At 66.3% G+C, this 23,128-nt stretch carries 20 protein-coding genes; 3 read left to right on the top strand and 17 right to left on the bottom strand.

What is annotated here, in order from left to right:
• The first annotated feature begins 9 nt into the window (after nucleotides 1–9).
• From MRBLMS1_RS03130 to MRBLMS1_RS03120, 3 genes are read left to right on the top strand one after another with little or no spacing between them, the layout of a single operon-like run.
• Nucleotides 10–1,155 (top strand): acyl-CoA dehydrogenase family protein, encoded by a 1,146-nt coding sequence (locus MRBLMS1_RS03130; RefSeq protein WP_485877757.1) that lies wholly within the window; start codon nucleotides 10–12, stop codon nucleotides 1,153–1,155.
• Entirely contained in the window at nucleotides 1,152–1,640 is a 489-nt protein-coding gene (locus tag MRBLMS1_RS03125) for a MaoC family dehydratase (RefSeq protein ID WP_485877755.1), read from the top strand. The genes MRBLMS1_RS03130 and MRBLMS1_RS03125 overlap by 4 nt, the downstream gene beginning before the upstream one ends.
• Complete coding sequence (locus tag MRBLMS1_RS03120) at nucleotides 1,633–2,088, top strand: MaoC family dehydratase (protein WP_034755282.1); 456 nt, start codon at nucleotides 1,633–1,635, stop codon at nucleotides 2,086–2,088. Before MRBLMS1_RS03125 ends, MRBLMS1_RS03120 begins: the two co-directional genes overlap by 8 nt.
• Before the next feature lie 85 nt (nucleotides 2,089–2,173).
• On the opposite strand, the gene MRBLMS1_RS03115 is transcribed toward MRBLMS1_RS03120, so the two are convergent.
• The 17 genes from MRBLMS1_RS03115 to MRBLMS1_RS03035 form a co-directional block, all read right to left on the bottom strand.
• Nucleotides 2,174–3,097, bottom strand: a complete 924-nt coding sequence (locus MRBLMS1_RS03115; RefSeq protein WP_485877752.1) for a diguanylate cyclase domain-containing protein — start codon at nucleotides 3,095–3,097, stop codon at nucleotides 2,174–2,176.
• Complete coding sequence (locus MRBLMS1_RS03110) at nucleotides 3,094–7,575, bottom strand: PAS domain-containing protein (protein ID WP_485877750.1); 4,482 nt, start codon at nucleotides 7,573–7,575, stop codon at nucleotides 3,094–3,096. Before MRBLMS1_RS03110 ends, MRBLMS1_RS03115 begins: the two co-directional genes overlap by 4 nt.
• 232 nt (nucleotides 7,576–7,807) lie before the next feature.
• On the bottom strand, nucleotides 7,808–8,164 hold the full coding sequence (locus tag MRBLMS1_RS03105; RefSeq protein ID WP_485877748.1) for a YgiW/YdeI family stress tolerance OB fold protein: 357 nt from the start codon (nucleotides 8,162–8,164) through the stop codon (nucleotides 7,808–7,810).
• 33 nt (nucleotides 8,165–8,197) lie between these two features.
• Nucleotides 8,198–8,770, bottom strand: coding sequence for a prepilin-type N-terminal cleavage/methylation domain-containing protein (locus MRBLMS1_RS03100; RefSeq protein ID WP_034755294.1), 573 nt, complete (start codon nucleotides 8,768–8,770; stop codon nucleotides 8,198–8,200).
• 99 nt (nucleotides 8,771–8,869) lie between these two features.
• Entirely contained in the window at nucleotides 8,870–9,589 is a 720-nt protein-coding gene (locus MRBLMS1_RS03095; protein WP_485877746.1) for a hypothetical protein, read from the bottom strand.
• Complete coding sequence (locus MRBLMS1_RS03090) at nucleotides 9,589–10,362, bottom strand: ABC transporter permease (protein ID WP_485877744.1); 774 nt, start codon at nucleotides 10,360–10,362, stop codon at nucleotides 9,589–9,591. Before MRBLMS1_RS03090 ends, MRBLMS1_RS03095 begins: the two co-directional genes overlap by 1 nt.
• Nucleotides 10,362–11,072: a type II secretion system protein gene (locus MRBLMS1_RS03085; RefSeq protein WP_456150201.1), complete on the bottom strand. Its 711-nt coding sequence runs from the start codon at nucleotides 11,070–11,072 to the stop codon at nucleotides 10,362–10,364. Before MRBLMS1_RS03085 ends, MRBLMS1_RS03090 begins: the two co-directional genes overlap by 1 nt.
• Nucleotides 11,069–11,803, bottom strand: coding sequence for a hypothetical protein (locus MRBLMS1_RS03080; protein WP_485877742.1), 735 nt, complete (start codon nucleotides 11,801–11,803; stop codon nucleotides 11,069–11,071). The genes MRBLMS1_RS03085 and MRBLMS1_RS03080 overlap by 4 nt, the downstream gene beginning before the upstream one ends.
• Entirely contained in the window at nucleotides 11,800–12,216 is a 417-nt protein-coding gene (locus MRBLMS1_RS03075; RefSeq protein ID WP_485877740.1) for a hypothetical protein, read from the bottom strand. Before MRBLMS1_RS03075 ends, MRBLMS1_RS03080 begins: the two co-directional genes overlap by 4 nt.
• On the bottom strand, nucleotides 12,213–12,917 hold the full coding sequence (locus MRBLMS1_RS03070; protein ID WP_485877739.1) for a hypothetical protein: 705 nt from the start codon (nucleotides 12,915–12,917) through the stop codon (nucleotides 12,213–12,215). The genes MRBLMS1_RS03075 and MRBLMS1_RS03070 overlap by 4 nt, the downstream gene beginning before the upstream one ends.
• Nucleotides 12,914–14,482, bottom strand: a complete 1,569-nt coding sequence (locus MRBLMS1_RS03065; protein WP_485877738.1) for a hypothetical protein — start codon at nucleotides 14,480–14,482, stop codon at nucleotides 12,914–12,916. Before MRBLMS1_RS03065 ends, MRBLMS1_RS03070 begins: the two co-directional genes overlap by 4 nt.
• 21 nt (nucleotides 14,483–14,503) lie before the next feature.
• Nucleotides 14,504–15,709, bottom strand: a complete 1,206-nt coding sequence (locus MRBLMS1_RS03060) for a type II secretion system F family protein (protein WP_485877737.1) — start codon at nucleotides 15,707–15,709, stop codon at nucleotides 14,504–14,506.
• Nucleotides 15,709–17,412 carry a GspE/PulE family protein gene (locus tag MRBLMS1_RS03055; protein ID WP_485877736.1) on the bottom strand — a complete coding sequence of 568 codons (1,704 nt, stop codon included), beginning with the start codon at nucleotides 17,410–17,412 and terminating at the stop codon, nucleotides 15,709–15,711. The genes MRBLMS1_RS03060 and MRBLMS1_RS03055 overlap by 1 nt, the downstream gene beginning before the upstream one ends.
• Before the next feature lie 7 nt (nucleotides 17,413–17,419).
• Nucleotides 17,420–18,820, bottom strand: a complete 1,401-nt coding sequence (locus MRBLMS1_RS03050; protein ID WP_485877734.1) for a tetratricopeptide repeat protein — start codon at nucleotides 18,818–18,820, stop codon at nucleotides 17,420–17,422.
• Nucleotides 18,817–20,784, bottom strand: a complete 1,968-nt coding sequence (locus tag MRBLMS1_RS03045) for a type II secretion system protein GspD (protein WP_128142811.1) — start codon at nucleotides 20,782–20,784, stop codon at nucleotides 18,817–18,819. Before MRBLMS1_RS03045 ends, MRBLMS1_RS03050 begins: the two co-directional genes overlap by 4 nt.
• 107 nt (nucleotides 20,785–20,891) lie before the next feature.
• On the bottom strand, nucleotides 20,892–22,286 hold the full coding sequence (locus tag MRBLMS1_RS03040; protein ID WP_485877732.1) for an ExeA family protein: 1,395 nt from the start codon (nucleotides 22,284–22,286) through the stop codon (nucleotides 20,892–20,894).
• Nucleotides 22,283–23,011: an ABC transporter ATP-binding protein gene (locus MRBLMS1_RS03035; RefSeq protein ID WP_485877730.1), complete on the bottom strand. Its 729-nt coding sequence runs from the start codon at nucleotides 23,009–23,011 to the stop codon at nucleotides 22,283–22,285. Before MRBLMS1_RS03035 ends, MRBLMS1_RS03040 begins: the two co-directional genes overlap by 4 nt.
• Nucleotides 23,012–23,128: the final 117 nt, after the last annotated feature.

Here is a 23,128-nt window from a genome sequence, read left to right as displayed (position 1 = left end):
GGAGACGACATGGACTTTCAATTTAATCAGGAACAGCAGCAATTCGCCGATGCGCTCAGGCGCTGGGTCGACAAGGATTACCCGTTTGAAACGCGCACAGAGATCGTCCACTCGGCCACGGGTACGTCTGACGCGGCCTGGGCCACCCTGGCCGAACTGGGCATGACGGCCTTGCCGCTGCCGGCCGGCGCGGGCGGCTTCGACGGCACGGCCGTCGATATGCTGCTGGTGATGCAGGAACTGGGCCGGGGTTTGGTGGTCGAGCCTTATTTCGCCACCGTGCTGGGCGCGCGCTTCTTGAGCCTGGCCGGAGGCCACGATGCTGTGCTGGAACAGGTCGCCAGCGGCAGCCTGAAGCTCGCGTGTGCGCTGGGCGAGCGGCAGTCGCGCCACGATATGCACGATATCGCCACCACGGCCAAGGCCAGCGGCGACGGTTTCGTGCTCGACGGCGAGAAAACCGTCGTCATCCACGGCGCGCAGGCGGGCGCCTTGATCGTCTCGGCGCGCAGCAGCGGCGGCCAGATGGATACGGATGGCATCTCGCTGTTCCTCGTGCCCGCCGACGCGCCCGGTGTCAGCGTGCGCGACTACCGCACCATCGACGGCCAGCGCGCCGCCACCGTGACCCTCGTGCAAGTGGTGCTGGGGCAAGACGCCCTGAGCGGGCAGGCGGGGCAGGGCTGGCCCGTGCTCGACGCGGCCGTGGATTACGGCGCCGCCTTGCTGTGCGCGGAAGCCGTGGGCGCCATGGACGCCATCTTTGCCGCCACCCTCGAGTACCTGAAGACGCGCCAGCAGTTCGGCGCACCGATCGGCAAGTTCCAGGCCTTGCAGCACCGCATGGCCGACATGTTCATCCACCTGGAGCAGGCGCGCTCGATGGCCATGCTGGCCGCCGCCAAGGCCGATAGCGACGATGTGGCTGAGCGCCGCCGCACGGTGTCCGCCGCCAAGGCGAGGGTGGGACTGGCCGCCACTTTTGTCGGCCAGCAAGCCGTGCAATTGCATGGCGGCATGGGCGTCACGGACGAATTGCCTGCCGCCCACCATTTCAAGCGCCTCTCCATGATCGCCCTGACCTTGGGCGACGTGGACCATCATATCGAGCGCTTTATCGCCCAGCCGGGCTTCTTGCCGACGGAGACCGCATGACCGCATCGCCTGCCACCACCCCGAAACACTGGTATTTCGAAGACTTTACGCAAGGCCTGGAAATCGACCTGGGCCAGCGCCATGTGACGGAAAAGGAAATCATCGCCTTCGCCACGGATTTCGATCCGCAGCCATTCCACGTCGACCATGACGCCGCCGAAAAGACCATTTTCAAGGGCGTCATCGCCAGCGGCTGGCATACCTGCGGCATGATGATGCGCCTGGTGGTCGATAACCTGCTCAAGCATTCGTCCAGCATGGGTTCGCCCGGCCTGGACAGCATCCGCTGGCTCAAACCCGTGCGCGCTGGCGACACCTTGCAGCTGACCTACCAGGTCAAGGAAGTGCGCCCGTCCACGTCGAAACCGGACCGCGGCATCGTCATTTCCGTGTGGAGCGTGCGCAACCAGCACGGCGAAGTGGTGACAACGGTGGAAGGCATGGGCATGTTCGGCCGCCGTCCTGCCGGAGAGCAGCATGCGTGATATCGCCGGCATCGCCGGTTTTCAGGCCTTGGCGGGACAGCACGTGGCCGTCTCCGACTGGCTGACCATCACCCAGCAGCGCATCGACACCTTTGCCGACGCCACGGACGACCATCAGTGGATCCACGTCGATACGGAACGTTGTGCGCGCGAGTCGCCGTACGGCTGCACCGTGGCGCATGGCTTCCTGACATTGTCGCTGCTGCCGGCCATGTTGCAGGGCGCCTTGCACATGGCCGGCATCCGCATGGCCATCAACTACGGTTTAAACAAGGTGCGCTTTCCCGCACCCGTACCCGTCGGCAGCCGCCTGCGCGCGCGGCTCGACATCCTGTCCGTCGACGACCTGCCGGAAGGCGCGCAAGTGAACTGGGCCGTCACCATGGAGCGCGAAGGCGACACGAAACCCGTGTGCGTGGCGGAGTTTTTGATGCGCTGCTATCCCTGAGCGATAAGCCAGGCTCGCCGCGCAGGTTGGCGTAAGCCGACACAGACAGGCAGCAGACAGGCAGGCAGCACGCGCGCCTTCCCCCTCACTCCCCCTCCGACGCGCAATACCTGTCCCGCCCCGTATGCTTGGCGCGGTACAGCAGGGCGTCGGCGGCGCGGATCAGGGCGCTCGGGTCCATGCCTTCCGTGGGCATGACGCTGGCCATGCCCAGGCTGACGGTGACGTGCGGGCCGACGCTCGATCTGGCGTGGGGAATATGCAGCGCGCGCACTTCGTCGAGGATGCGCTGGGCAACGACTTCGGCGCCGTCGCGCGTTTCCTGCGGTAGCAGGATGATGAATTCTTCGCCGCCGTAGCGCGCCAGCAGGTCGGGCGGGCGCACGGCGCAGCGGCGCAGGGCGGCGCTCACCTGCTGCAGGCACAGGTCGCCCGCCTGGTGGCCATACGTGTCGTTGTAATCCTTGAAATGGTCGATATCGGCCATGATGAGGGCCATCGGCATGCCGTCGCGTGCGCAGCGCCGCCATTCGCTGTCCATCGTGTCGTTGAAGCTGCGCCGGTTGGCCACGCCCGTCAGCGAGTCCGTCAGCGACAGTTCGCGCATGGCGTCGGCCTGCCGCTTGATGGTCAGCTGGCTGCGCACGCGGGCCCGCACGACGGCCGCGTTGAACGGTTTCGTGATGAAATCGACGGCGCCCGCTTCCAGCGCCCGCGTTTCGTCTTCGGGCTGGTTCAGGGCCGTGACGAAGATGACGGGAATGGCGCTGAGGATGGCCGACTCGCGCAGCGCATTGCACACGGCATAGCCATCCATGCCGGGCATGACGGCGTCGAGCAGGATCAGGTCCGGCAGTTGATTATGCGCAATTTCCAGCGCCTTCTCTCCGCTCAGGGCGAACAGCACGTCGTGTTCCTCGCGCAGCAGCTGGTGCAGGATCTGGATGTTTTCCATGGCGTCATCGACGATGAGGATGCGCCCGTTCATGGCAAGGTTGGTCCAGCTCACTTGTTTTCCTCTCGTTTCAGCTGATCGAGCACGAGTTTTTCCGCTTCGGAAAAATTCAGCGTTTCAATCGCGTTGGCCAGCGCCAGGGCCGCTTCCCGGTCCGACTGTTGCAGGGCGGGGTGCAGGATGTGGAACTGGGCCAGCGCCTTCAGGTTATTGTTGCGGATCAGCACGAGCAGCTCGGCCAGGCCGGCGCGCAGGTCGACCGGTGCGCCGCCGGGCGCGGCCTGGGCCGGCTGCCCGCGCCGTGGTGGCGAGGGCAGGGTGCGCGCCGCATCGATGACTTCGGCCATCGCCCGTTCCAGCTGTTCCAGCAGGGCGGCCGTAGCGTGTGATTGCCCTGTTTTCAGCGTTTTCTCCGTCTCGGCGGCCAGGCTGGCGACATGGACCGCGCCCAGGTTGGCCGCCACGCCGCACACGCGGTGCAGCAGTTGCGCCGCCTGCCGTGTCTGGCCATCGGCCAGCAGGCGCCGGGTTTCTTCGACGGCGTCGCCCTGCGAATTTTCAAAGCGCTTGAGCAGCGCCAGGAAGGCGCCGTAGTCGCCGCCGAAGCGGTGCAGGGCGGCAGCCAGGTCGATGCCGGGTATCGAGGCCGGCATTTCCAGCACCTCCGTGGCGCCGCCACTTGGCTGCGCGGCGCTGCTGCCGCCACTGTGGGGCGCCGGCACCAGGCGGGTCAGTGTCTCGATCATGTCGTCGACGTCGATGGGCTTGGCCACGTGCGCATTCATGCCGCTGGAAATCGCGCGCAGGCGGTCCTCGTCCATGGCATTGGCCGTCATGGCGACGATGGGCAAGTCCGGCAAGCCCAGCGCGCGGATGGCCAGGGTGGCGTCGTAGCCATTCATGACGGGCATCTGCAAATCCATCAGCACCACGTCCCACGCTTGCGGGCTGTGCGCCAGCATGTCGACGGCCAGCCTGCCGTTGGTGGCCACGGCCACGCGCGCGCCCGAGTGCAGCAGGATGTACTGCGCCACTTCCTGGTTGATTTCATTGTCTTCCACCAGCAGGACGCGCATCCCTTCCAGCAAGCCCGACAGGGGCGTGGACACGGGCAGCATGGATGGCGCGCTGCGGCCATGGCGTCCATCCCGCACGGCGGTGACGGCCGCCAGCAGGCGCGCTGGCGTGGCCGGTTTCGAGACGATGCCGGCCAGCATCAGGCTGTCGGCCAGGCGTTCGAGGTTTTCGCTGTCCTGATCGGCCACCAGCATGATCACGGGCGGCAGCACCAGGTGTTCGTCGGTGCGTGCCTCGGTGAGCATGGAAATGCCATCCATGCCCGGCATGGCCGCGTCCAGCAGCACGAGATCGGCCGCCGGTTCGCCGCTGGCATGGTCGCGCAGCAGGGCCAGGCCGGCCGCGCCGCTGTCGGCGCTGCGGCTGCGCCAGCCCTGCGCCGCGCACCAGTCTTCCAGCATGGCGCGCACGCTGGCGTTGTCGTCGATGATCAGCAGCGACAGCGCCCTGGACGCACCCTTGCCGTGCGGCTCGGGCGGCGGCGCCACCTTGTCGAAGCGGCAGCGGAAGCGGAAGTCGGACCCCTGGCCCAGCGTGCTTTTCACGCTGAGCTGGCCGCCCATCAATTCCACCATGCGCCGGCAGATGGCCAGCCCCAGTCCCGTGCCGCCGTATTTGCGGCTGGTGCCGCTGTCGCCCTGGGAAAACGCGTCGAAGATGTGTTCCTGCTCGGCCGCGCCGATGCCGATGCCCGTGTCGCGCACGGAAAACTCGAGGGTGGCGCTGGCCGCATCCTCGGCCACCATGGTGATGGCCAGCACCACTTCGCCATGCGAGGTGAACTTGACTGCGTTGCCCATCAGGTTGATCAGGATCTGTTCCACGCGCAGGGCGTCGCCGATCAGTTCGTCCGGCACGCCCGGATCGAGCACGAACACGGGCTCCACGCCGCGCGCCCAGGCGCTGCTGGCCAGCAGCACGCCGACGCTGCCCAGCATGCGTTCGAGCTGGAAGCGGCGCTGTTCCAGCACCATTTGTCCCGCCTCGATCTTGGAAAAATCGAGCACGTCGTTGACGATATGGAGCAACGACTGCGTGGCCATCTGGATCTTGCCGACATAGCTGCGCTCGCGCCGCTCCAGCGGCGACTCTTCCAGCAGGCGCGCCAGGCCGATGATGGCGTTCATCGGCGTGCGGATTTCATGGCTCATGTTGGCGACGAATTCGCTCTTCGCCGTGCTGGCCGCCTCGGCCTTGTCGCGCGCGCGCACCATTTGCTCGTTCAGTTCGTGCAGGCGCAATTCCGTGCGCTTGAGTTCGGATACGTCCGAGGCCAGCACGAAAAAGCCGCGCACGCCGCCGCCGTCGTCGAGGTCGGGAATGTAATTGGTCCACGTGTGGCACACCTGGCCCGTGGGGTCGAGCAGGTCGCGCTCGAAGCTTTGCGGCCGGCCCGCCAGCACGCCCTCGACGTGGGGCGCGTACACGTCGAACAGTTCCTGTCCCAGCAATTCGCTCATGTGGATGCCGGCCAGCTCGGCGCTGCTGCGGCCAAACCATTCATTGTAGAAATTATTGGCGAAGCGGCAACGCAGATCGGCGCCCCAGTACGACACCATGCCGGGCAGGTTGTCCGTGACGGTGCGGATGAAGCGCTCGCTCTGTTCCAGGCGCAAGGTAGTGGCGTGCAGCACCTCGGTGGCGCGCTTGCGTTCCGTGATATCGATCGATACCCCCAGCACGTGGCTGGCGCGCCCCGCATCGTCGCGCAACACCACCTTGCGCGTGGTGAAGTGGCGCGTCGTGCCGTCGGCAGTGTTGATCGCCTCCTGTTCGATTTCCACCATTTGCCCCGTGGCCAGCAGCTTGCGGTCGGCGCTGACGAAGGCGGACGCCTGCTGCGGCGGGAAGAAATCGTGGTCGGTCTTGCCCAGCAATTGCTCGCGCGAGCGTCCCAGGGTCAATTCCGCGTGGCGGTTGATCATTTCAAAGCTCAGCTTGTCGGCGCGCTTGACGAAGACCATGGCCGGGATGTTTTCGATGATGGTGCCGAACAGGTGTTTCGAGCGGCGGAACTCCGCTTCGCTGCGTTTGCGCTCGCTAATGTCCAGCCACAGGCCCGATACGCCCAGCAATTTCTGTTCGGGGCCGAAGATCGGGTGATACGAGACGATCCAGTGGCTGAGCTGTTCGCGCTGTCGCCCGCCATGGCCTTGCAATTCGAGGTCGACGATGGGCGTTCCTGTTTCAATCACCTGGCGCACGCAGCGCTCCACCTCCATGCGCACGGCGTCGTCGAACTGCATGGCGCCCACGGGCTGGCCCAGATGCTGCGCCACGCTGGCGCCGCTGATGGCGGCCAGGTAGTGGTTGATCATGACGATGCGCAAGTCCAGGCCCACGAACAGCATGCCGATGGGCGCCGTCGCGTACACGGTTTCCAGCAGGCGCGTGGATTTTTCCAGGGCCAGCGTGCGTTCGGCCACCAGGCTTTCGAGCTGCGTACGGTGGCGCCGCAAATCGCGCTCCAGCGCGCCCAGGGCACCTGCCATGTCGGCCGATTCGCGGTCCGCGTGGCGGTGCGAGAGCAGCGGTTTGCCCTGCGCCAGCGCGTGGATCTGCTGCGTCAGTTCCTGCAAGGTGCGCGCCAGGCGGCCGCCCACGCGCCAGGCCAGGGCAAAGCCGGCACCGAGCAGCAGGGCCAGGATGAGGGAACCGGTGACCACCGAGCCCAGCAGGGCTTCGGCCACCGTGCTGGTGCGCATGGTGACGGCCACCGTCCAGGCGTCGTCTGGCGCGCGGCGAAAGCCCGTATACACGTCGAGGCCTTCCAGGGTGGTATGGCGCAGCACGCCTTCGCGCGCCTGGCGTATCTGCTCGAGCAGGGGCGCCGCGGTGCGCCGGCCCACATAGCGCTGCGGCGCCAGGGTGCGCGCCACATTGATGCCGTCGGCATTGACGATGGCCGCGCCCAGGTAGGCGGGCAGGTGCAGCTCGCGCAGCAGCAGGGGCAGGTAGTCGGACGGGTACAGCGCCGTCAGCACATAGGCGGGACCCTTGTCACGCGGCAAAGGTTGGTTCAGGGCCAGCCGCGGCACCTCGTCCGGCGCGATGAGCAAACTGGTCAGCCGTGCCTTGCCGTGCTCGCGCGTGCGCTCCATGCTGGCGGCCCATTTTTGCGGCAAGGGGGGCGGCGCCTGGCCGGCGGGCAGGGCTGTATTGACCAGCTGGCGTCCCTTCGCGTCGGAGATGATGAAGGCGCTGACGGCCAGGCTCGGCTGCAGCAGGGTGCCGGCCAAGGCACGCAGGGCGCCGATGTCGTCGGCTTGCAGGGCGGGCGAGGCGGCCAGGATGTGCGCGGCCAACTGGGCGCCGCTCAAGTCGCGTTCGACGGCGGCCGTGACGGCCCGCGCCGCCTGCGCCGTTTCGCTGACGACATGGTCGCGTTCGCGCGTGTAGCTTTGCGCCACGAGCAGGAGAAACACGAGGGCCGTCGGAATGACCCAGGCAAGCACCAGCCATGAAATTCTTGAGCGTATCGAAGGCAAATCTTGCACCCGGAAAGCTCCCAGAATGGATGAGTCGACAGGCAGGCTCACGCTGGCGCTGGCTGACCTTGAATGAAAAGATGCTAGACGAAATTGATTGTTCTGACAAGCCTAGTTTCTGGAATGGAAAAAAGGTTGCGCAAGGCATACAGAAGAGGGTGACGCCCATCCCGCCATGGCGGCGGGATGGCCAGGCAGCTTACGGGACCACGGTCAGCACGTCGACATCGATTTCCGGGCTTTCCATGAAATCTTTTTCCACTTCGCCACGGATTTCCACGCGAGTCTTGGCGTCGATCTTGCGGTTCATGAAGACCTTGTCGTCGATGTCCACGCGGATTTCCGCCGTGCCGTCTGAGAAGGTATATTTCTCGTTGCCCACTTTGCGCAGCAGGTTGCCGCGCAGCACGACGGCCTGGTCGTCAACGGGATTTTTCAGAATGGCGGCCACATTGGCGGGCGCGGCCGGGCCGGTCGTCGGTCCCACATATTGGGCTTGCGCGCTGCCGGCCAGCGCGGCGCAGGCGGCCAGGGAGACGATGAGTGTGCGGTGCATTGGCATGGTATTCCTTCGATAGTGACTGGTGGCTCAGAAAAATACGGCGGTGCGGGGAATGATAGCACCGGCATTGCCATAGGGCATGTTCGCCCGGACGCTGCCCGTGCTGGCCACGCCATCGTCGAGTTTGCTGTCGATCTGCTCGGCGTAGCTCTCGGGCAGGTTGTCGAAACGGATGCCGTTGCCGGCCCGGCCGCCCACTTCGTCGTTGTACAGGTAGACGGCGCCGCCCTGGGCGCTGGTCATGAATTGCGAGGTGCCGTTGAACGAGCCGGTGATGAAGCCGCCCAGCGCCAGGTGCTGCGGCGCCAAGGTGAATTCACGCGGCTGGCCGTCGCCGATCTGGCCATCGCCATTGCCGTTGCCGGCCGAATTGGGCACGTGCACGGTGCCCTGGATATCGTCGCCGGGCAGGGCGCGGAACTTGTCCTGGTAGGCGTTGACGGCGGCCGTCAGCGCATTCGACTGCTGGATGATGTTTTTCACCTTGGCGCTGTCGATCAAGCCTTGTCCCTTGAGCACGCCACCGAGCAGCAAGCCGATGATGACCAGGACGATGGCGATTTCTACGAGCGTAAAGCCGTGCTGGCGGCGTGGGAGCATGGGATTTCCTTGGAAAAAGTGCTGGTACTGGGTATGGCAGCTTCAGGATCGCAGTTTACTGCAATAGCGCTGCGCGCGCAGGGCATTTCGGACGGCGGTTCATGGCGCCGTCTTTTTCTTTTTGGCCAGTTCCTCGAGCTTGCGCGCGAGGAAAGCGAGCTCGTGCGGGTCGCTGATCTGGCCGCTGGCGATCAGCCCGCCGATCACCAGGCGGGCGCTGTCGAGCTGGTCCATGTCTTCCAGGATGAACGCTTCCATTTCGCGTACCCACGGCGGCACGTGCGGCCCCGTCGCCAGCTGGCGCAAGGCGCGCGCATAGCCGAGCGCCAGCGGCAGGTCGTGCAGCTGGTTTTTCGCCACCAGCACCGCCTGCGCCATGGCGGGCCAGCGCTGCTGCGGGTCGGCCGCGAAACTGGCGGCGACAAAGGCCAGCATGCGCCGCGCGCGCTGCGGGTCGGCCACGCCCGCGTAGACTTCGCTGGCGGCCACCAACGCGTAGCGGCTGCGCGGATCGAGCGTCTGCGCCGTCTCCAGCCAGCCGGCCAGGCGGTCATAGTCGAGCGCGCGCCACGGCAGGCTGACGCCGGGCTGGTCTTCGAACGACTGCAGGTACAGCAGCATGGCCTTCGACATGGCCAGCGGTTCGCCCAGGCTGGCCAGGCGCGCCACGCTTGCCGGCGGCGCGGCGGGCAGGGGCCGCGCCTGTGCCGGTGAGTACTGCTGCGCCAGGCGCCAGCCCAGCTGCAGCAGCAGGCAGGCCGCCAGCAGCCAGCACAGGGGGCGCGGCACGCTGCTCCAAGGACGCTGGGCGGCGGCCATCAGATGTTCCTGCGGTAAAAGTCGCACAGCGCGCAGCTGGCCAGCAAGGCCACATAGATGGCCGTTTGCGCCGCCACGCCGGCCAAGGCTCGCCAGTCGCCGGTCGCGTACAGCAGCCACTCCGTGCGCGTAAATGCGTCGAGGCGGGGCAGCAGCAGGGCCAGCACGTCGATGGCGCCGGCCGTGGCCCGCTGCGGCCATGACTCGCCCGCTTGGGGGCCGTGCGCCAGCAGTTGCAGGCTGCCCAGCATGCGCGCCAGCACATAGAAGCCGCCCGTGGCGGCCAGCGCCGGCAGGGCCTGCTGCAGGCTGGCCGCGCACAGCAGGCTGAAGGCGGCGACGATCCACAGTTCGCCCAGCAGGGACAGCGCCCACAGCGCGCTTTGCGCGGGCGCGGCGAACAGCGCCATCAACAGGCCGAACAGCATGGCGGGCACGGCCGCCAGCGCTGCGTAGCCCAGCAGTTTTCCCAGCAGGTAGGCCGCACGCGGCATGGGCAGAGCCAGCAGCAACTCGAGGCCCCGGTCGGCCGCTTCGCGCGCCATGCTGGTGATGATGAACGTGGCCAGCAGGAAGACACTGGCCAGGCGCAAGGCGGCCGCCAGCAGGGACGTTTGCACGGCGCCGCTTTCCGTCAGCGCCAGTTGCTGCAGGAAGCCGGCCAGGCCGGCGCAAGCGCAGGCCACCAGCACGAACAGCCACGGCAGGCGGCTGCGCAGCGCTTCGAGCAGCGTGTAGCGGGCGATGGTGAACGAGGGCAAGAGCATGCGCATCAGCGGGGCAGCCTTTGCGCCGCCACCATGCGGTTGAACAGGATGTTGGGCGACAGCCAGACGATGATATCGTCGAACTCGCCGCCCGGCTGCTGCGGGCCGCTGGCGGCGCGGCTGATGAAGGTGGTGGCGTTCGATGCATTGTTGCGCTCGTCGACATTGTTGCCGAAAGGCACGGCCTGGCGCTGGCCCTGCACGCCCGTGGCGCCAAAGCCGTTTTTCCCATGCGACATGATCATGGCGGGGATGTCCCGCAAGGCCGTCGCCTGCAGCAGCGCGCCGCCATTGCGCGTGACGATGCTGATGTCGCGCGGCGTGCCCAGGTTGAACTGCTGCTCGCTGTCGCTGAAGGCCGGCGTGACGCTGTAGCGGAACAGATTGTTCCAGCTGTCGCCCTGGCGCAGCCCCAGGGTGGCCCAGGGCAGGAAGCCGGCGCGTTTTTCGCCCGTGCAGCGTGTGCCGCGCCGGTCTTCCAAGCCATTGCCGGCGGAAATGGCGGGACAGGGCAGATAGCCGTAGCGCAGCGCGTAGCCCGTCAGCGCTTCCTTCGCTTCATTGAGCGCCTGCTGCGTCTCGGCCACCTTGCGCTGTTCCAGTTGCACCGTCAACGGCGTGACCAGGCCGCCTATCATCAGGCCGACGATGACAAGCACGATGGCGATCTCGATCAGGGAAAAGCCGCCCTGGCGGCGCGGATGGCGGGCGCTCATGGCAGGTTGCGCGCGGCGCGCATGCGTTGATACAGGGTAGGCAAGGTAATCCAGGTCAGCATGTCGTCAAAGGCGCCGCCGGGCATCGTGGCAAGTCCGGTGGCGGGGCGGGTGATGAAGCTGCGGCTGGCGCTGTCGTTGGCCGCTTCATCGATATTGCCGCGCGCCGTATTGATCTGCGGCACGCCGCTGGCGGCCGTACCATAGTGATCCTTGCCTTGCGACAACAGCACGACGGGCAGGCACTGGGCGCTGACGTCGCACTGGTCCTGTCCCGCCACGAAGGAGATGGCGCCGCGGCCGTCGCGCGTGACAACGACTCTGTTGGCGACGGCGGAAAACGAGACGATGGGCGCGCGCGCCATTTCCGGCGTGACGCTGTAGCGCAGCAGCTTGCCCCAGGCATCCACGCCATCCACGCCCAGCGCGACCCACGGCAAAAAGCCGCTGCACTCGGTATCGTCGGCGCAGTCGGTGGCCCGTTCGCGCCCGTCGAGGGCGGAGGCGGCCGGACGGGGCAGGCGGCCATTGGTCGCCGCAAAGCCCAGCAAGGCGTCGCGCGCCTGCGCCAGGGTGGCCAAGGTGCGCTGCTGGCGTTCGGCTTCGCCCGTGTTGCGCCCGAAGGCGCTGATCAGCAGGCTGGCCGTGCCCAGGCCCAGCACGGCCACCAGCAGCAACAGGGCGGCGCCGCGCTGGCGACGAAGTTGGTGATGCGCTTGGCACGGCGTCATGGCGGCGCCTCGGTCACGGTGCCGCTGGCCGGATCGTAGCGCTGGCCGGGTTTGAGCAGCAGCACCTGGCCGTTCGACAGGCGCAAGGTCAGGGTGCCGGGCGTGCCCGACTTGTCGCGCGCGAGGTGGTTGTGCGGTTCGTTCTGTGCTTCCTGGTTCAGCCAGACGGTGGTGCGGCCGCTGCTGCGCTGTACCACGCCATTCAATTCCACGGGCGGAGCGGGCGGCGGTGGCTGCGGCGGGGACAGTGGCGCCGCCAGGGCCGGATCGGGCGCCGGCGGGCCGTAGCGCTGCGCGTCGAGCTGGGCGCGCTGCTCGGGCGACAGGAACAACCGCCCCAGCTGCGGTGGCTGCGCCTGCGCCGCGAGCGCGGCGCCAGCCAGCAGCACGCTGAGGACGAGGGGGCGCTTCATGGCCGCCCCGGCACGGGCGTGCTGCCCAGGGTCAGCCACAGCAGCTCGCATTCGGCGCCCAGGGCGGGCGCCATGGCGCCCGTAGCGATTGCGTTGCCTGTGCCTGGACTCGCGCCGGCCGTGGCATGCCGCTTGAGCGTGCAATCCTGCACGGCGAAATAGCCGGCCTGGCGCAAATCGTCCAGCAGGTTCAGCAAATCCATCTCGTGCAGCAAATCCATCTGCAGGCGCATGCGGCTGCCGCGCAGCTGATATTGTCCCATCACCATGGGCAATGGCACTTGCAGCCCTTGCTGCGGGCTGATGTCATAGCTGATCGGCAGCAGTTTGCGCTGTTCCTGGCTGCGGCGGATGGCGTCGATCCAGGCGAGGCGGTTTTCCTCGCCGATCAGGCCGCGCTGGCGCAAGGCGAGGAATCGCGGTTCATAGGCGCGGATTTCCTGCTTCTCCGCCTCCACGTGGTTGAACAGCATGGCGGCCGCCGAACGCGTGCGCTGGGCCAGGTCCAGCTGCTGCGCCTCGCGCTCGCGGTAGGCGATGCTCAGGCTCAGCAGCACCAGACCGGCCAGCATGGTCAGCGTAAAGCACAGCAGGGCGCGGCGTATCAGGTGCAGTTCGCCCAGCCAGGCGGGCAGGGCGCGCGCGGGCGTGCCGGTCCGTTGCATGCCGGGCAGGGGCGGCTGTTTGACGGGGCCGCTCATGGCTGCCACGCAAGCAAGAGGGTGAAGCGGGCCTGGCTGGCTGGCGCCGGCACGGCGCTCTTGCCGGACAGGGCCGCGCTGGGGCGCAGGTCCAGCGGGGTTTCCTCGATCGTCACCTGCAAGCCCGGCTGGCGCGCCAGGGTTTGCGCGAAGGCCGTGATGGCGGCCAGGGCCGCGCGGTAATCGTTGTTCGGCATTGCCACGTCCGCTTCCAGGCGCAGCGCCTGTGGCGGCGCGACGGGAATGCCGGCCATGGCGCTGCCGGTCGGCCCGCCCGTACCTTGTTGCTGCTGTTGCGGCGGCTGATTGCCGGCTACGCGCGCGGGCGCCTGGCCCGCATGCCAGTGCAGCTGGCCGAGCGCCACCTGCGGCGCCTGGTCCAGTGCGGCGCTCAGCATGCCCAGCAGCCGCCCCGGCTCCGGTGCCTGGCTGGCGATCATGTGACCGAGGGTCACGGCCACTTTCATGTTCTGCGTCTTGGCCGGCGCCGGCGGCTGGGTCGACATGACGCTGCGGTAGCGCTCCTGGTAGGTCGCCGTTTCCTGCGTCAGGCGTTCGATGGCGGCCCCGTCGGCTATGCCGCCAAGCAAGTTAATCGAGCACCACAGGGCTGCCGACGCGCCGATCAGCGTGCTGGCGCCATACAGCGTCTTGCGCGCGCGCTGAAAGTGGTAATAGCGGGCCAGCGCGCCGGGTGGATAGTGGCTGGGCGGCGGATGCTTGCCCAGCAAGGTCAGCAGCAATTCATCGGCCAGTGCCGGCGTCCGGCGCAAGCCCACCCGTTCGCCGGCCAGCTGCAGGTCGATGAAGTGATACGCCACTTCGACGCCGTTATCGCACAGCAGTTCGAGCTTGGCGATCTGCGCGGCCGGCGCCAGGATGACGGTATTCAAGACGTCGCCGCGCGCCAGCATGCGCGTGCTGGTCAGAAATTGCCGCGTCTTTTCCGTTTCCAGCGCAATATTCACGGCCACGCCGTCGAGCGCGATGGTGGCCGTCTGGCGCGAAAAGCGCAGCTGGCCCTTTTCATAGTAACTTTGCCGCAAGCCGCCCGACTGCTGCGTCACGAGCAGCAAGTGTTCATGCGCGATCGACAGTTTTTTGACCAGCGCGATACTGAGCAGGCTGGTCGAATAAATGCCGGCCACGGGCACGCGCAAGTGCTCGAGCGCCTCCGTCCACGGCTGCAGCAAGGACGGGTTGGTCAGCGCGAAAAACAGCACCTGGTCGTCGTGGCGGCCCGTGCTTTCACGGCCCAGCAAGGTGCTGCCCCGGTACGGCGTGTCGCGGTGCAATTGTTGCTTGCGCCGCTCCAGCAGCGCTCGGCCCGCCTTGCCGCGCACGTGGGGCAGCAGCTGGCGCTGGAAATCTTCCTCGATCAAGTCCGTCAGCAGGTAGGCGGGCACGTCGAGGCGGTGCGCCTGCGGGTCTTCCAGCCACGCGGCGAAACCGTCCAGCCCGGCCGCGCTGGCGGGAAAGGCCTGGCCCGGGCCCAGCACGCCATGGTCCCAGTCGTAGGCGCACAGGGCGTCGCTGGTGATGTAGAGTAATTGTTTGCGGAACACGGCGGTCTCAGGTCTCGGGTCTCAAGTTTTAATCGTGCTGATGGTGTCGTAGATCGGCCCCAGCACCGACAACATGATCCAGCCCAGCAGCAGGCCCAGGATGACCGTCATGGTCGGCTCGATCATGGCTTGCACTTTTTCAATCAATTCCTTCACTTCGCGGTTGTAAAAGTAACTGACATTGCGCAAGGCCGTGTCCAGCGATCCCGTGGCCTCGCCCACCTTCAGCATGCGGATCACGAGCGGCGGGAAGATGCCCGTGTGCTGGAAGGCGGCCGTCACGCCGTAGCCCTCGCTGATCAGCTGCGCGGCGCGGCGCAGGCCCGCCGCCACCACCTGGTTGCCGGCGATGCCTTCGGACAGGCGGATGCATTCGAGTATCGTGATGCCGGAAGCATACATCAGGGCGAAAAACGTGGCGAAGCGGGCCAGGATGATCTTGTGCAGCACGGGTCCGACCAGCCACAGCCGCAGCTTCAAGCCATCCCAGGCATAGCGGGCCGCCTCGCTGCGGCGGATGAGCGCGCGCAGCCCGAAGAACAGCAGCACGGGCAAGGCCAGCAGCACATACCAGTATGCGATGAAGACATTCGACACGAAAATGAGCACGCGCGTGTGCAGCGGCAGCTCGCCGCCCATGTTGCGAATAAACGCCGTCAGCTGGGGCACCAGATAGATCATCAGGAAAAACGTCACGGCCGCCACGACGATGGCGACGATGATCGGATACATGATGATCTTGCGCGTCTGCGAGGCCAGCTCGTCCTGCCATTTCAGACTTTCCGACAGGTTCTTGAAGACTTCGGCGATCTTGCCGCTCTGTTCACCCGCCAGTATCAGGCTCGTGAACGTGGCGTCGAAGATGTCGCCATGCTGGGCCAGCGCGCCCGACAGGGGCAGGCCGCCTTCGATGCTTTCGATCAGGTCCGTGACGACTTCGCGCAGGCGCGGGTGGTCCGTGCTTTCGCGCAAGTCGTTCAAACCGTCCAGGATGGGCACGCCCGCGCCCGTCAATTGTTCCATGTGGAAGCAGAAATTGATCAGGTCGCGGCGGTGGATGACCCGCTTGCCCAGCAGCACCAGATACTGGCCCGTGATCTTGCAGTCGATCAAGTCGAGCTGCATGCGGTGCAGGCGCGCTTCCAGGTCCGGCACGTTGGCCGCCTCCATGCTGCCGGGAATCAATGTGCCGGCTGCATCCATGGCGCGGTAGACATATTGCGCCATCAGGCCAGCCTTTCCGTCAGGTCGACCACGCGGCCCACTTCTTCCAGCGTGGTGACGCCTTCCATCACGCGGCGCATGCCGTCGTCGACGAGGCCCTTGAAGCCGCCCGCGCGCGCCGCGTTCTTCAATTCGCGCGAACTGGCGCGGCGCGCGGTCAATTCATCGAGTTCGGCCGTCATCTTGAGGATTTCCATGATGGCCAGGCGGCCCTTGTAGCCCTGGTGCGCACAACGCTCGCAGCCGACGGCGCGGCAGATGGACACGGGCGCATCGTCTATTGCCAGGCCCAGCAGGCGGCGCTCGACGTCGTCGGCGATCGCGGTTTCCTTGCAATGCGGACACAAACGGCGCACGAGACGCTGCGCCACGATGCCGATGATGTTGCCGGCCATGATGTCGGGCAGGATGCCGATATCGAGCAGGCGCGAGATGGAGCCGATGGACGAGTTCGTGTGCAAGGTGGAATACACCTGATGGCCCGTCATGGCGGCGGCAAAGGCCATTTCCGCCGTTTCGCGGTCGCGGATCTCGCCAACTAAAATGATGTCCGGGTCTTGCCGCATCATCGAGCGGATGCCGTCGGCAAAGCCCAGCTTGACGGATTCGTTGACGGAGGTCTGGCGTATCATGTTCATCGGATACTCGACCGGGTCCTCCAAGGTCATGATGTTGACGCTTTCCGTATTGATGTGATTGATGATCGAATACAGGGTGGTGGTCTTGCCGCTGCCCGTCGGGCCCGTCACGAGGATCACGCCGTCGGGCCGCGCGATCATCAGTTTCAGCAAGTTCAGTTCCGCCTCGGCCAGGCCCAGGGCGGCCAGCGGCACGATGCCTTTCTGGCGGTCCAGCACGCGCAGCACGAAGTTTTCGCCATGCGTGGTGGGCTGCGCCGACGCGCGGAAGTCGATTTGCCGCCCGGAAAACTTGATGCTGATGCGCCCATCCTGCGGCGCGCGCGCCTCGGCGATATTCATGTTCGACATCACCTTCAGGCGCACGGCCATGGCCGGCCAGTACGATTTGTGCAGGCTGCGGATTTGCCGCAGGATGCCGTCGATACGGTAGCGGATGCGCAGGAATGACTGTTCCGGCTCGAAATGGATGTCCGAGGCGCCGTTTTGCACGGCATCGGCCAGCAGCGCATCGATCAGGCGCACCATGGGCTGGCTGTACTCGTCCGACGGCGACGCCATGCTCTGGTAGCTGACTTCGCCCGTTTCGATTTCGTGCAGGATGCCGTCGATCGACAATTCAAAGCCATAGTACTGGTCGATGGCGCGCGAAATATCGGACTCGTTGACGAGCACGGTGGAAATCGTGATGCCCTTGACCAGCATGGCGCTGATCTGGTCGAGCGCGACGATGTTGCTGGTGTCGGCCATGGCCAGGATCAAATTGTCCGCCTGCCGCTCATACACGATGGGGAAGACGCGGTAGCGCTTGGCCACGTCCTTCGGGATCAGTTTCAGGGCGATGGCGTCGACCACCAGGCTCGACAGATCCGCGCTGACCTGTTTCAGGTTTTCGCTGAGCGCTTCGCGCACGGTGGCTTCCGTAACGAAACCCAGGGTGATCAGCAGCTTGCCCAGCGGTTCGCTGCTGCGCCGCTGCTCGATCAGGGCGATGCGCAGCTGGTCTTCGCTGATCACGCCTTTCTGGATCAGCAATTTGCCCAGCGGAAGTTTTGCCTGTTCTGCCATGTAATGCTTATTCCTGACGGGGTGTGATGGTGGCCGGCTCAGCCGCGGGTGCTGCCGCCGGCGCGGGGGCCGCCAGTTCGCGCAGGCGCGTTTGCACGACGGCCTGGTCGAACGCGGCCGGCGTGGTTTGCGCCAGGCTCAAGGCGCGCTGGTAATAGGTGGCGGCCAGTTTTGGCTGGTTCAGCCGGTCCAGTCCCACGGCCAGGTTGAAGGCGTAATCGGGATTGCCGGGCGCGGCGCTGTAGGCGCGGAAAAATTGCTGCTGCGCTTCATTCCAGCGGCGCTGCTTGGCGTACACATTGCCCAGTGCAAACAGCACGGGGCCGCTGTCGGGGGTACGCGCCAGGATGGCCTTCAGTTTTGCCTCGCTCTGCACGACGTCGCCCTGGCGCAGGCCGATCAGGCCGGCCAGCGCTACGCCATCATCGGGATTGATTTCCAGCAAACGCACGTACAGCGACGCCGCTTGCGCGCCCTGGTTCTCGCGCTGGGCCACGGCCGCCAGGCCCAGCAGCGCATCGCGGTTGTTGGCATCCTGCTGCAGCACGCTTTCATATTGCTGGCGCGCCGCGCCCAGCTGGCCCCCGTTGAAGGCCTGGTAGGCTTGCTGCACGCCGGGGTTGATCTGCGGCGCCGTATCGTTGCGTACTACCTGGATCTGGCTGTTGTCGGGCGCGGCCACCGGTGGCAGGCTGGGCGGCGCAGGCGGCTGCAGTTGCGCCAGCTGGGCGGCCACGGCCGCTTGCGCGGCGGCCTGTATCATCGCCTGCTGTTCCGCCGCGCCGGCGGGCTGGCGCTGTTCGCGCGGCATGTCTTGCGGCAACGGTGCGGGCGCGTCCGGCAGGGCGCCGCCGGCCCCTGGCAAGACCACGATGGGACCGGCAACGCCGGCCGTGCCCGGGGCGTCCGTCAGCGGCATGGGCACGCCGGGCAGGTTGGCGCCCGCGCCGGGGCTGCTGCTGGCGCGCCAGTACCAGTAGGCCATGGAGCCTGCCACCAGCAGCAGGATCGCCAGCAGCACGGCCAGGCGCACGGTGGCCGGGTCGACGCTGATGGGGCCGGTGGGACCTTTCGGCGGCGGATTGCTGCGGCTGGCGCGCGGCTTGGCGGGTGGCGGTTCCGGACGGGCGCGCGGTGGCTCGGGGGGCGGGCCCGCTTGCGGAGCGGGCTGGGCGCTGCTCGGCTCGGGCCGCGGCGCGGGAGCGTCCGTCAGCGGTTCCAGGCGCAAGGTGCTTGCCGGCTGCACGGGCGGTGGCGCAACCGGCGCGGGACGGGGCGGCAGGGCGTCGGCCGGCGCCAGTTCCAGCACCTGGTCGTAGGCTTCGGACGGCTTTTCCAGTTCCTCGTCGGAAAGGCTGTTCTGCTTGGCGCGCTCGGCTTTCTTGAGCGCCTGCATCAGCAAGCTCATGGGACGTCTCCCTGCAGGCGTGCCTGCGGCTGGACGGCGGGCGCCGGCGGGCCATCCGTGTACGGCTGGCTGTTGAGCGGCGCCTGGCCAGGCAGCAGATAACGGTAGTCGCGGTAATCGCCCTCGACGCTGGCATCCTTGACCACGACGGGGCGCATGAAGATCACCAGTTCCGTCTTGCTGCTTGCCTCGTTACGATAGGTAAACAAATTGCCGACCAAGGGCAGGCTGGACAGGCCGGGCACGCCATCCTTGGCATTGTCGACGGAGTCCTGCATCAGGCCGCCCATCACGGCGATCTGGCCATTGCCCACTTTCATGATCGATTCCAGCTCGCGCGCCTGGATCACGGGCACGCGGCTGATCACGGTTGCCAGGGCCGGATTCGGGTCTTGCACGTAGCCGACGATGCGCGTAATGGTGGGGCGCACATTCAAGGTCACTTCATCGCTCTCGGAAATCTGCGGCGTGACGCTCATGACGAAGCCGACGGGCACCGTTTCCAGTTTCGACTCGTACGTTGCCGGCGTGGTGATGGTGCCCGTGGAGCTGATCACGGCGGGCGTCACCTTGATGGTAAAGAAGACATTGTTGTCGACCACCTTCAGCATGGCCGTCTGATTGTTGAGCACGCTGATCTTCGGACTGGACAGCACTTTCACCTTGCCGAACGATTCGAGCAGCTGGATGGTCGTGCTGAAACTGTCCTTCAGGTAATTGAGCACGAAGATGCCAGGCGTGGCGCCGGGCGTGACGCCGCTGCTGAGCGCCTGGGTGCCCACTTGCCTCTGCGTCAGGCTCAGGCTGCCCGTCAGGCGCGACCAGTTGATGCCTTGCTGGTACTCATTGCTCAGCCGCACTTCGATGATGGTCGCTTCGATCAGCACCTGGCGCTTGGCGCTGTGCAATACCGCGTCGAGGAATTCGGCGATTTTTTCATGCTGGCGGCCCGTGGCCCGCACGGCGATCAAGCCGCCTTCCACGTTGACGACGACGGACGAGGGAGTGCCCTTGTTGGCCAGTTTCAGCAGCGGCATGCCGTTCGCGTCGAGCGGCTGGGACGGGGTCGCGTTGCTGTTGCCCTGCTGCTGGCCTGGCGCATACTGGCCGCCAGTCTGCATCGGCGCCTGGCTGCCATATTGATTGCCGGCCTGATTCTGCTGCTGGCCAGGCTGGCCTTGTTGTCCCTGCTGCCCTTGTTGTCCTTGTTGCCCTTGCTGTCCTTGTTGACCGGGCATGCTCGTCAATTGCTGGTTCAGCTGCGCCAGCGGGTCCACCTGCACGTCGTTGAGCGTGGTCTCGCGCAGCAGGTCGCGGATATTCTTTTCCAGGCTGTACCAGAAGTTATTTTCCGAACGATTGACGACCAGAGTGGTCGAGTTGTTATTGCCGCCGCTGCCGTTGCCGCTGCCTTGCGTGCCGCCGACGGGGTTGCTGGCGCTGTTCGATCCTCCGCCCGCCGTGGAAATTTGCGTGGCGATATTCACGCTGCTGTTGGTGCTGCGCGCCATGTTGACGTAATCGACCTTGTAATTGCGCCATACGGGCGCATCGGGCAGCACCGTCAGGTTCTTGCCATCGATTTCGTAGCGCATATCGACTTGCTTGCCGATACGCGTCAGCAATTGCGGCAGGGTCTGGTTCAGCGCATTCAGGGTGACGCTGCCTTCGATCTGCGGGTGGATGTCGACATTCATGCCCGCGTCGCGCGCCAGCGCAAACAGCAGCGACTGCACGGGCACCTTGTGCACGGTGACGCTGTAGGTTTCCACTTTGGGCGCAGGCAGGGGCGCGGCCAGCGCGCTGCTTTGCTGCACCGGTTCGGGAATGGCGCCGGCTGGGCGGGGCGGGGTATTGATGTGGGCAGGCGACAGCGGCGTTTGATGCGTGGCGCAGCCGGACAGCACGGTGCTGCAGGCGAGGGCGACCCAGGAGGCCAGCACAGGAATAGGGTGTTGATTCATGAAAAGTTCGCCCTTTGAGTCGTGTTGTGCTTTTGTAATTTTACCCAGCATGATCGCCTAAAAGCAATCGGGTGTGCGGGCCCCGGAGGCAATATACCGAAATAAAGTCAGGGGGCGCCACGCCCCGTTTGTGCCGGTGTCGTGGCTTTCATTTCCGCACGGATACTATCTATGTCGTACAGCAATATTTTCTGTGGCGACGCAGGGGCCAGCCTGGCCCAGACGGCCTCGGCGCTGGTTCGGTCGGCGAAGCTGCCGTAGACGATGTCCAGGCGCCCGGCGGCGCTCGCGGACGCCGCGCCGGGCAGGCGAAACACGTGCAGGTCGCGCAGGCCGATGGCTTGCTGCGCCTGCTGCAGGAAAGCTTCCGCTGCGGCCGTTTCGGTGGCGGGCAGGCTGGCGATGTGCAGCACCAGTTGCTGCGGTCCTTGCCGTGCCAGCCAGCCGCGCGATTCGGCCAGCTTGCTGTCGAGCAGCGTCGAGGGTGCTGGCAGTGCAGGCAGCGGCGCGCGCGGGACCGCGGCCGGGGCCGGGATCGCCGCTGTCGTTCCCGGCGCCAGCCATTGCCACAGCAGCGCAGCGGCCAGCAGCAGCATCAGCGCGCTCAAGGCGCCCGCCACCAGCTTGCCCGCATGCCAGGGCGGCCGGTGAAACGGGCTGTCGGCAATGGCCAGGCGCATGTGGCGTGCGCTGATTTGCTGCGCATCGTCCGCAAACGCGGCCAGCAAGGCCTTGTCGGCCAGGATATTGACCCTGCGTACGATGCCTTGCGCCGCGCGCGCCAGCCGGCGCAGGGCGGCCGGTGTAAACACGAGCGGCGCCGTGCGGCCGGCGGCGCTCAGGCGGCATGTCAGATAATCGTTCAGCAAGGCTTGCGGCAGGCGCGGCACGGTAAAACTGTGGGTGATGCGCTCCTTCAATTGGCGGAACTGGGGCAAGTCCAGCGTGTGCTGCAATTCCGGCTGGCCAAACAGGACGATCTGCAGCAGCTTGTGGCTGGCCGTTTCCAGGTTCGTCAGCAGGCGCAGCGCTTCCAGGGTGGCGCCCGGCATGGCTTGCGCTTCTTCGGCCAGCAGCACTACCTGGCGCCCCGTCGCATGCCGGGCGATCAGTTCGCCATGCAGGGCGCGCAGCACGGCATCGGCGCGGCAGTCGTCCAGTTTCAGGCCCAGTTCGGCGGCGATGGCGTGCAGGACTTCGTCCGGCTCCAGGCGGGGATTGAGCAAATACAGCACGTCGACCTGGGGCGGCAGGCGCTCGGCCAGCATACGGCACAGCATGGTCTTGCCGCTGCCCACTTCGCCCGTCAGCTTGATGATGCCTTCGCCTTGCGTGACGGCATACAGCAGCGCGTCGAGCAGTTCGCCCCGTGTATTGCCCGTATAAAAAAAGGCCGGGTCCGGCGTGATGCCGAACGGCGCCGTGCGCAAGCCGAAATGGCGCAGATACATGCCGTGCGGCGAGGGCGCGTAGTGGCTGGAAACCTGCGTGTCGGCGTTCATGTCGCGATGCAATTGAGGAAAGCCTGTTCCAGGCTGGCGTCTTCCTCGCCGCCATGGCGGGCGCGGCATTCGGCGGGCGTGCCTGTAAACACGATGCGGCCCGCATGCAGGATGGCCATGCGGTCGCACAATTCTTCCACGTCGGCCAGCGCATGCGAAGTGAGCAGGGCGCCGCGGCCCTGCGCCCGCGCTTGCCGCAGCACTTGCTTGAACTGCGCGCGCGCTTTCGGGTCGAGTCCGCTCATCGGTTCATCGAGCACCAGTTGCCGCTTGCCCGACAGCAGGCAGGCGGCCAGTCCCAGTTTCTGCATCATGCCTTTCGAATATGCGCGCGCGGGGCGCAGCAGGACGTCCCGCGCCAGGTCCAGCGCATCCAGGGCTTGCAGCACGGCTTGCGCATCGGGGCGCACATCGTGCAGGCGCGACAGGTAGCGCAGGAAGTCGCCGCCCGTCAGGTAATACGGTGCCTGGAAACGTTCCGGCAGAAACGACAGCGGCTGGCGCGCCGCGCCGTGTCGGTGCGGCTGGCCGAAGATGGCGATGTCGCCACGCTCCGGTGTGCAAAAGTCCAGCAGGCATTTGAGCAGGCTCGTCTTTCCCGCGCCATTCACGCCGACCAGGCCGAACAGTTCACCCGCGCGCACCTGCAGGTCGACGCCGCGCAGCACGGCGCTGCCCGCCAGTTGCAGATGCACGTTGTGGAACTCGATGGCACAGGCATTCATAGGGGCAATGATCGGCAGGGAAGACGGGGAAGGACCTCCATTATTGCCATGGGCGCAGGTGGGCGGCAAGCGTTTCCTTGCAGTGTGTTGAAATGCGCAAAAATCAAACGTTGGAAT

It is taken from the genome of Massilia sp. LMS1-1-1.1 (genome assembly GCF_040815535.1).
GTDB lineage: Bacteria > Pseudomonadota > Gammaproteobacteria > Burkholderiales > Burkholderiaceae_D > Janthinobacterium > Janthinobacterium aestuarii.
The sequence above is the reverse complement of the archived record's forward strand: the minus strand, read 5'-3'. Positions and strand labels throughout refer to the sequence as shown.

Coding starts and splice junctions, on each gene's coding strand:
- MRBLMS1_RS03055 (WP_485877736.1), bottom strand. CDS start 17,412: ATGGCAGAACAGGCAAAACTTCCGCTGGGCAAATTGCTGATCCAGAAA.
- MRBLMS1_RS03070 (WP_485877739.1), bottom strand. CDS start 12,917: ATGAGCGGCCCCGTCAAACAGCCGCCCCTGCCCGGCATGCAACGGACC.
- MRBLMS1_RS03075 (WP_485877740.1), bottom strand. CDS start 12,216: ATGAAGCGCCCCCTCGTCCTCAGCGTGCTGCTGGCTGGCGCCGCGCTC.
- MRBLMS1_RS03105 (WP_485877748.1), bottom strand. CDS start 8,164: ATGCACCGCACACTCATCGTCTCCCTGGCCGCCTGCGCCGCGCTGGCC.
- MRBLMS1_RS03095 (WP_485877746.1), bottom strand. CDS start 9,589: ATGGCCGCCGCCCAGCGTCCTTGGAGCAGCGTGCCGCGCCCCCTGTGC.
- MRBLMS1_RS03085 (WP_456150201.1), bottom strand. CDS start 11,072: ATGAGCGCCCGCCATCCGCGCCGCCAGGGCGGCTTTTCCCTGATCGAG.
- MRBLMS1_RS03040 (WP_485877732.1), bottom strand. CDS start 22,286: ATGAACGCCGACACGCAGGTTTCCAGCCACTACGCGCCCTCGCCGCAC.
- MRBLMS1_RS03130 (WP_485877757.1), top strand. CDS start 10: ATGGACTTTCAATTTAATCAGGAACAGCAGCAATTCGCCGATGCGCTC.
- MRBLMS1_RS03125 (WP_485877755.1), top strand. CDS start 1,152: ATGACCGCATCGCCTGCCACCACCCCGAAACACTGGTATTTCGAAGAC.
- MRBLMS1_RS03060 (WP_485877737.1), bottom strand. CDS start 15,709: ATGGCGCAATATGTCTACCGCGCCATGGATGCAGCCGGCACATTGATT.
- MRBLMS1_RS03035 (WP_485877730.1), bottom strand. CDS start 23,011: ATGAATGCCTGTGCCATCGAGTTCCACAACGTGCATCTGCAACTGGCG.
- MRBLMS1_RS03090 (WP_485877744.1), bottom strand. CDS start 10,362: ATGCGCATGCTCTTGCCCTCGTTCACCATCGCCCGCTACACGCTGCTC.
- MRBLMS1_RS03045 (WP_128142811.1), bottom strand. CDS start 20,784: ATGAATCAACACCCTATTCCTGTGCTGGCCTCCTGGGTCGCCCTCGCC.
- MRBLMS1_RS03080 (WP_485877742.1), bottom strand. CDS start 11,803: ATGACGCCGTGCCAAGCGCATCACCAACTTCGTCGCCAGCGCGGCGCC.
- MRBLMS1_RS03050 (WP_485877734.1), bottom strand. CDS start 18,820: ATGAGCTTGCTGATGCAGGCGCTCAAGAAAGCCGAGCGCGCCAAGCAG.
- MRBLMS1_RS03100 (WP_034755294.1), bottom strand. CDS start 8,770: ATGCTCCCACGCCGCCAGCACGGCTTTACGCTCGTAGAAATCGCCATC.
- MRBLMS1_RS03120 (WP_034755282.1), top strand. CDS start 1,633: ATGCGTGATATCGCCGGCATCGCCGGTTTTCAGGCCTTGGCGGGACAG.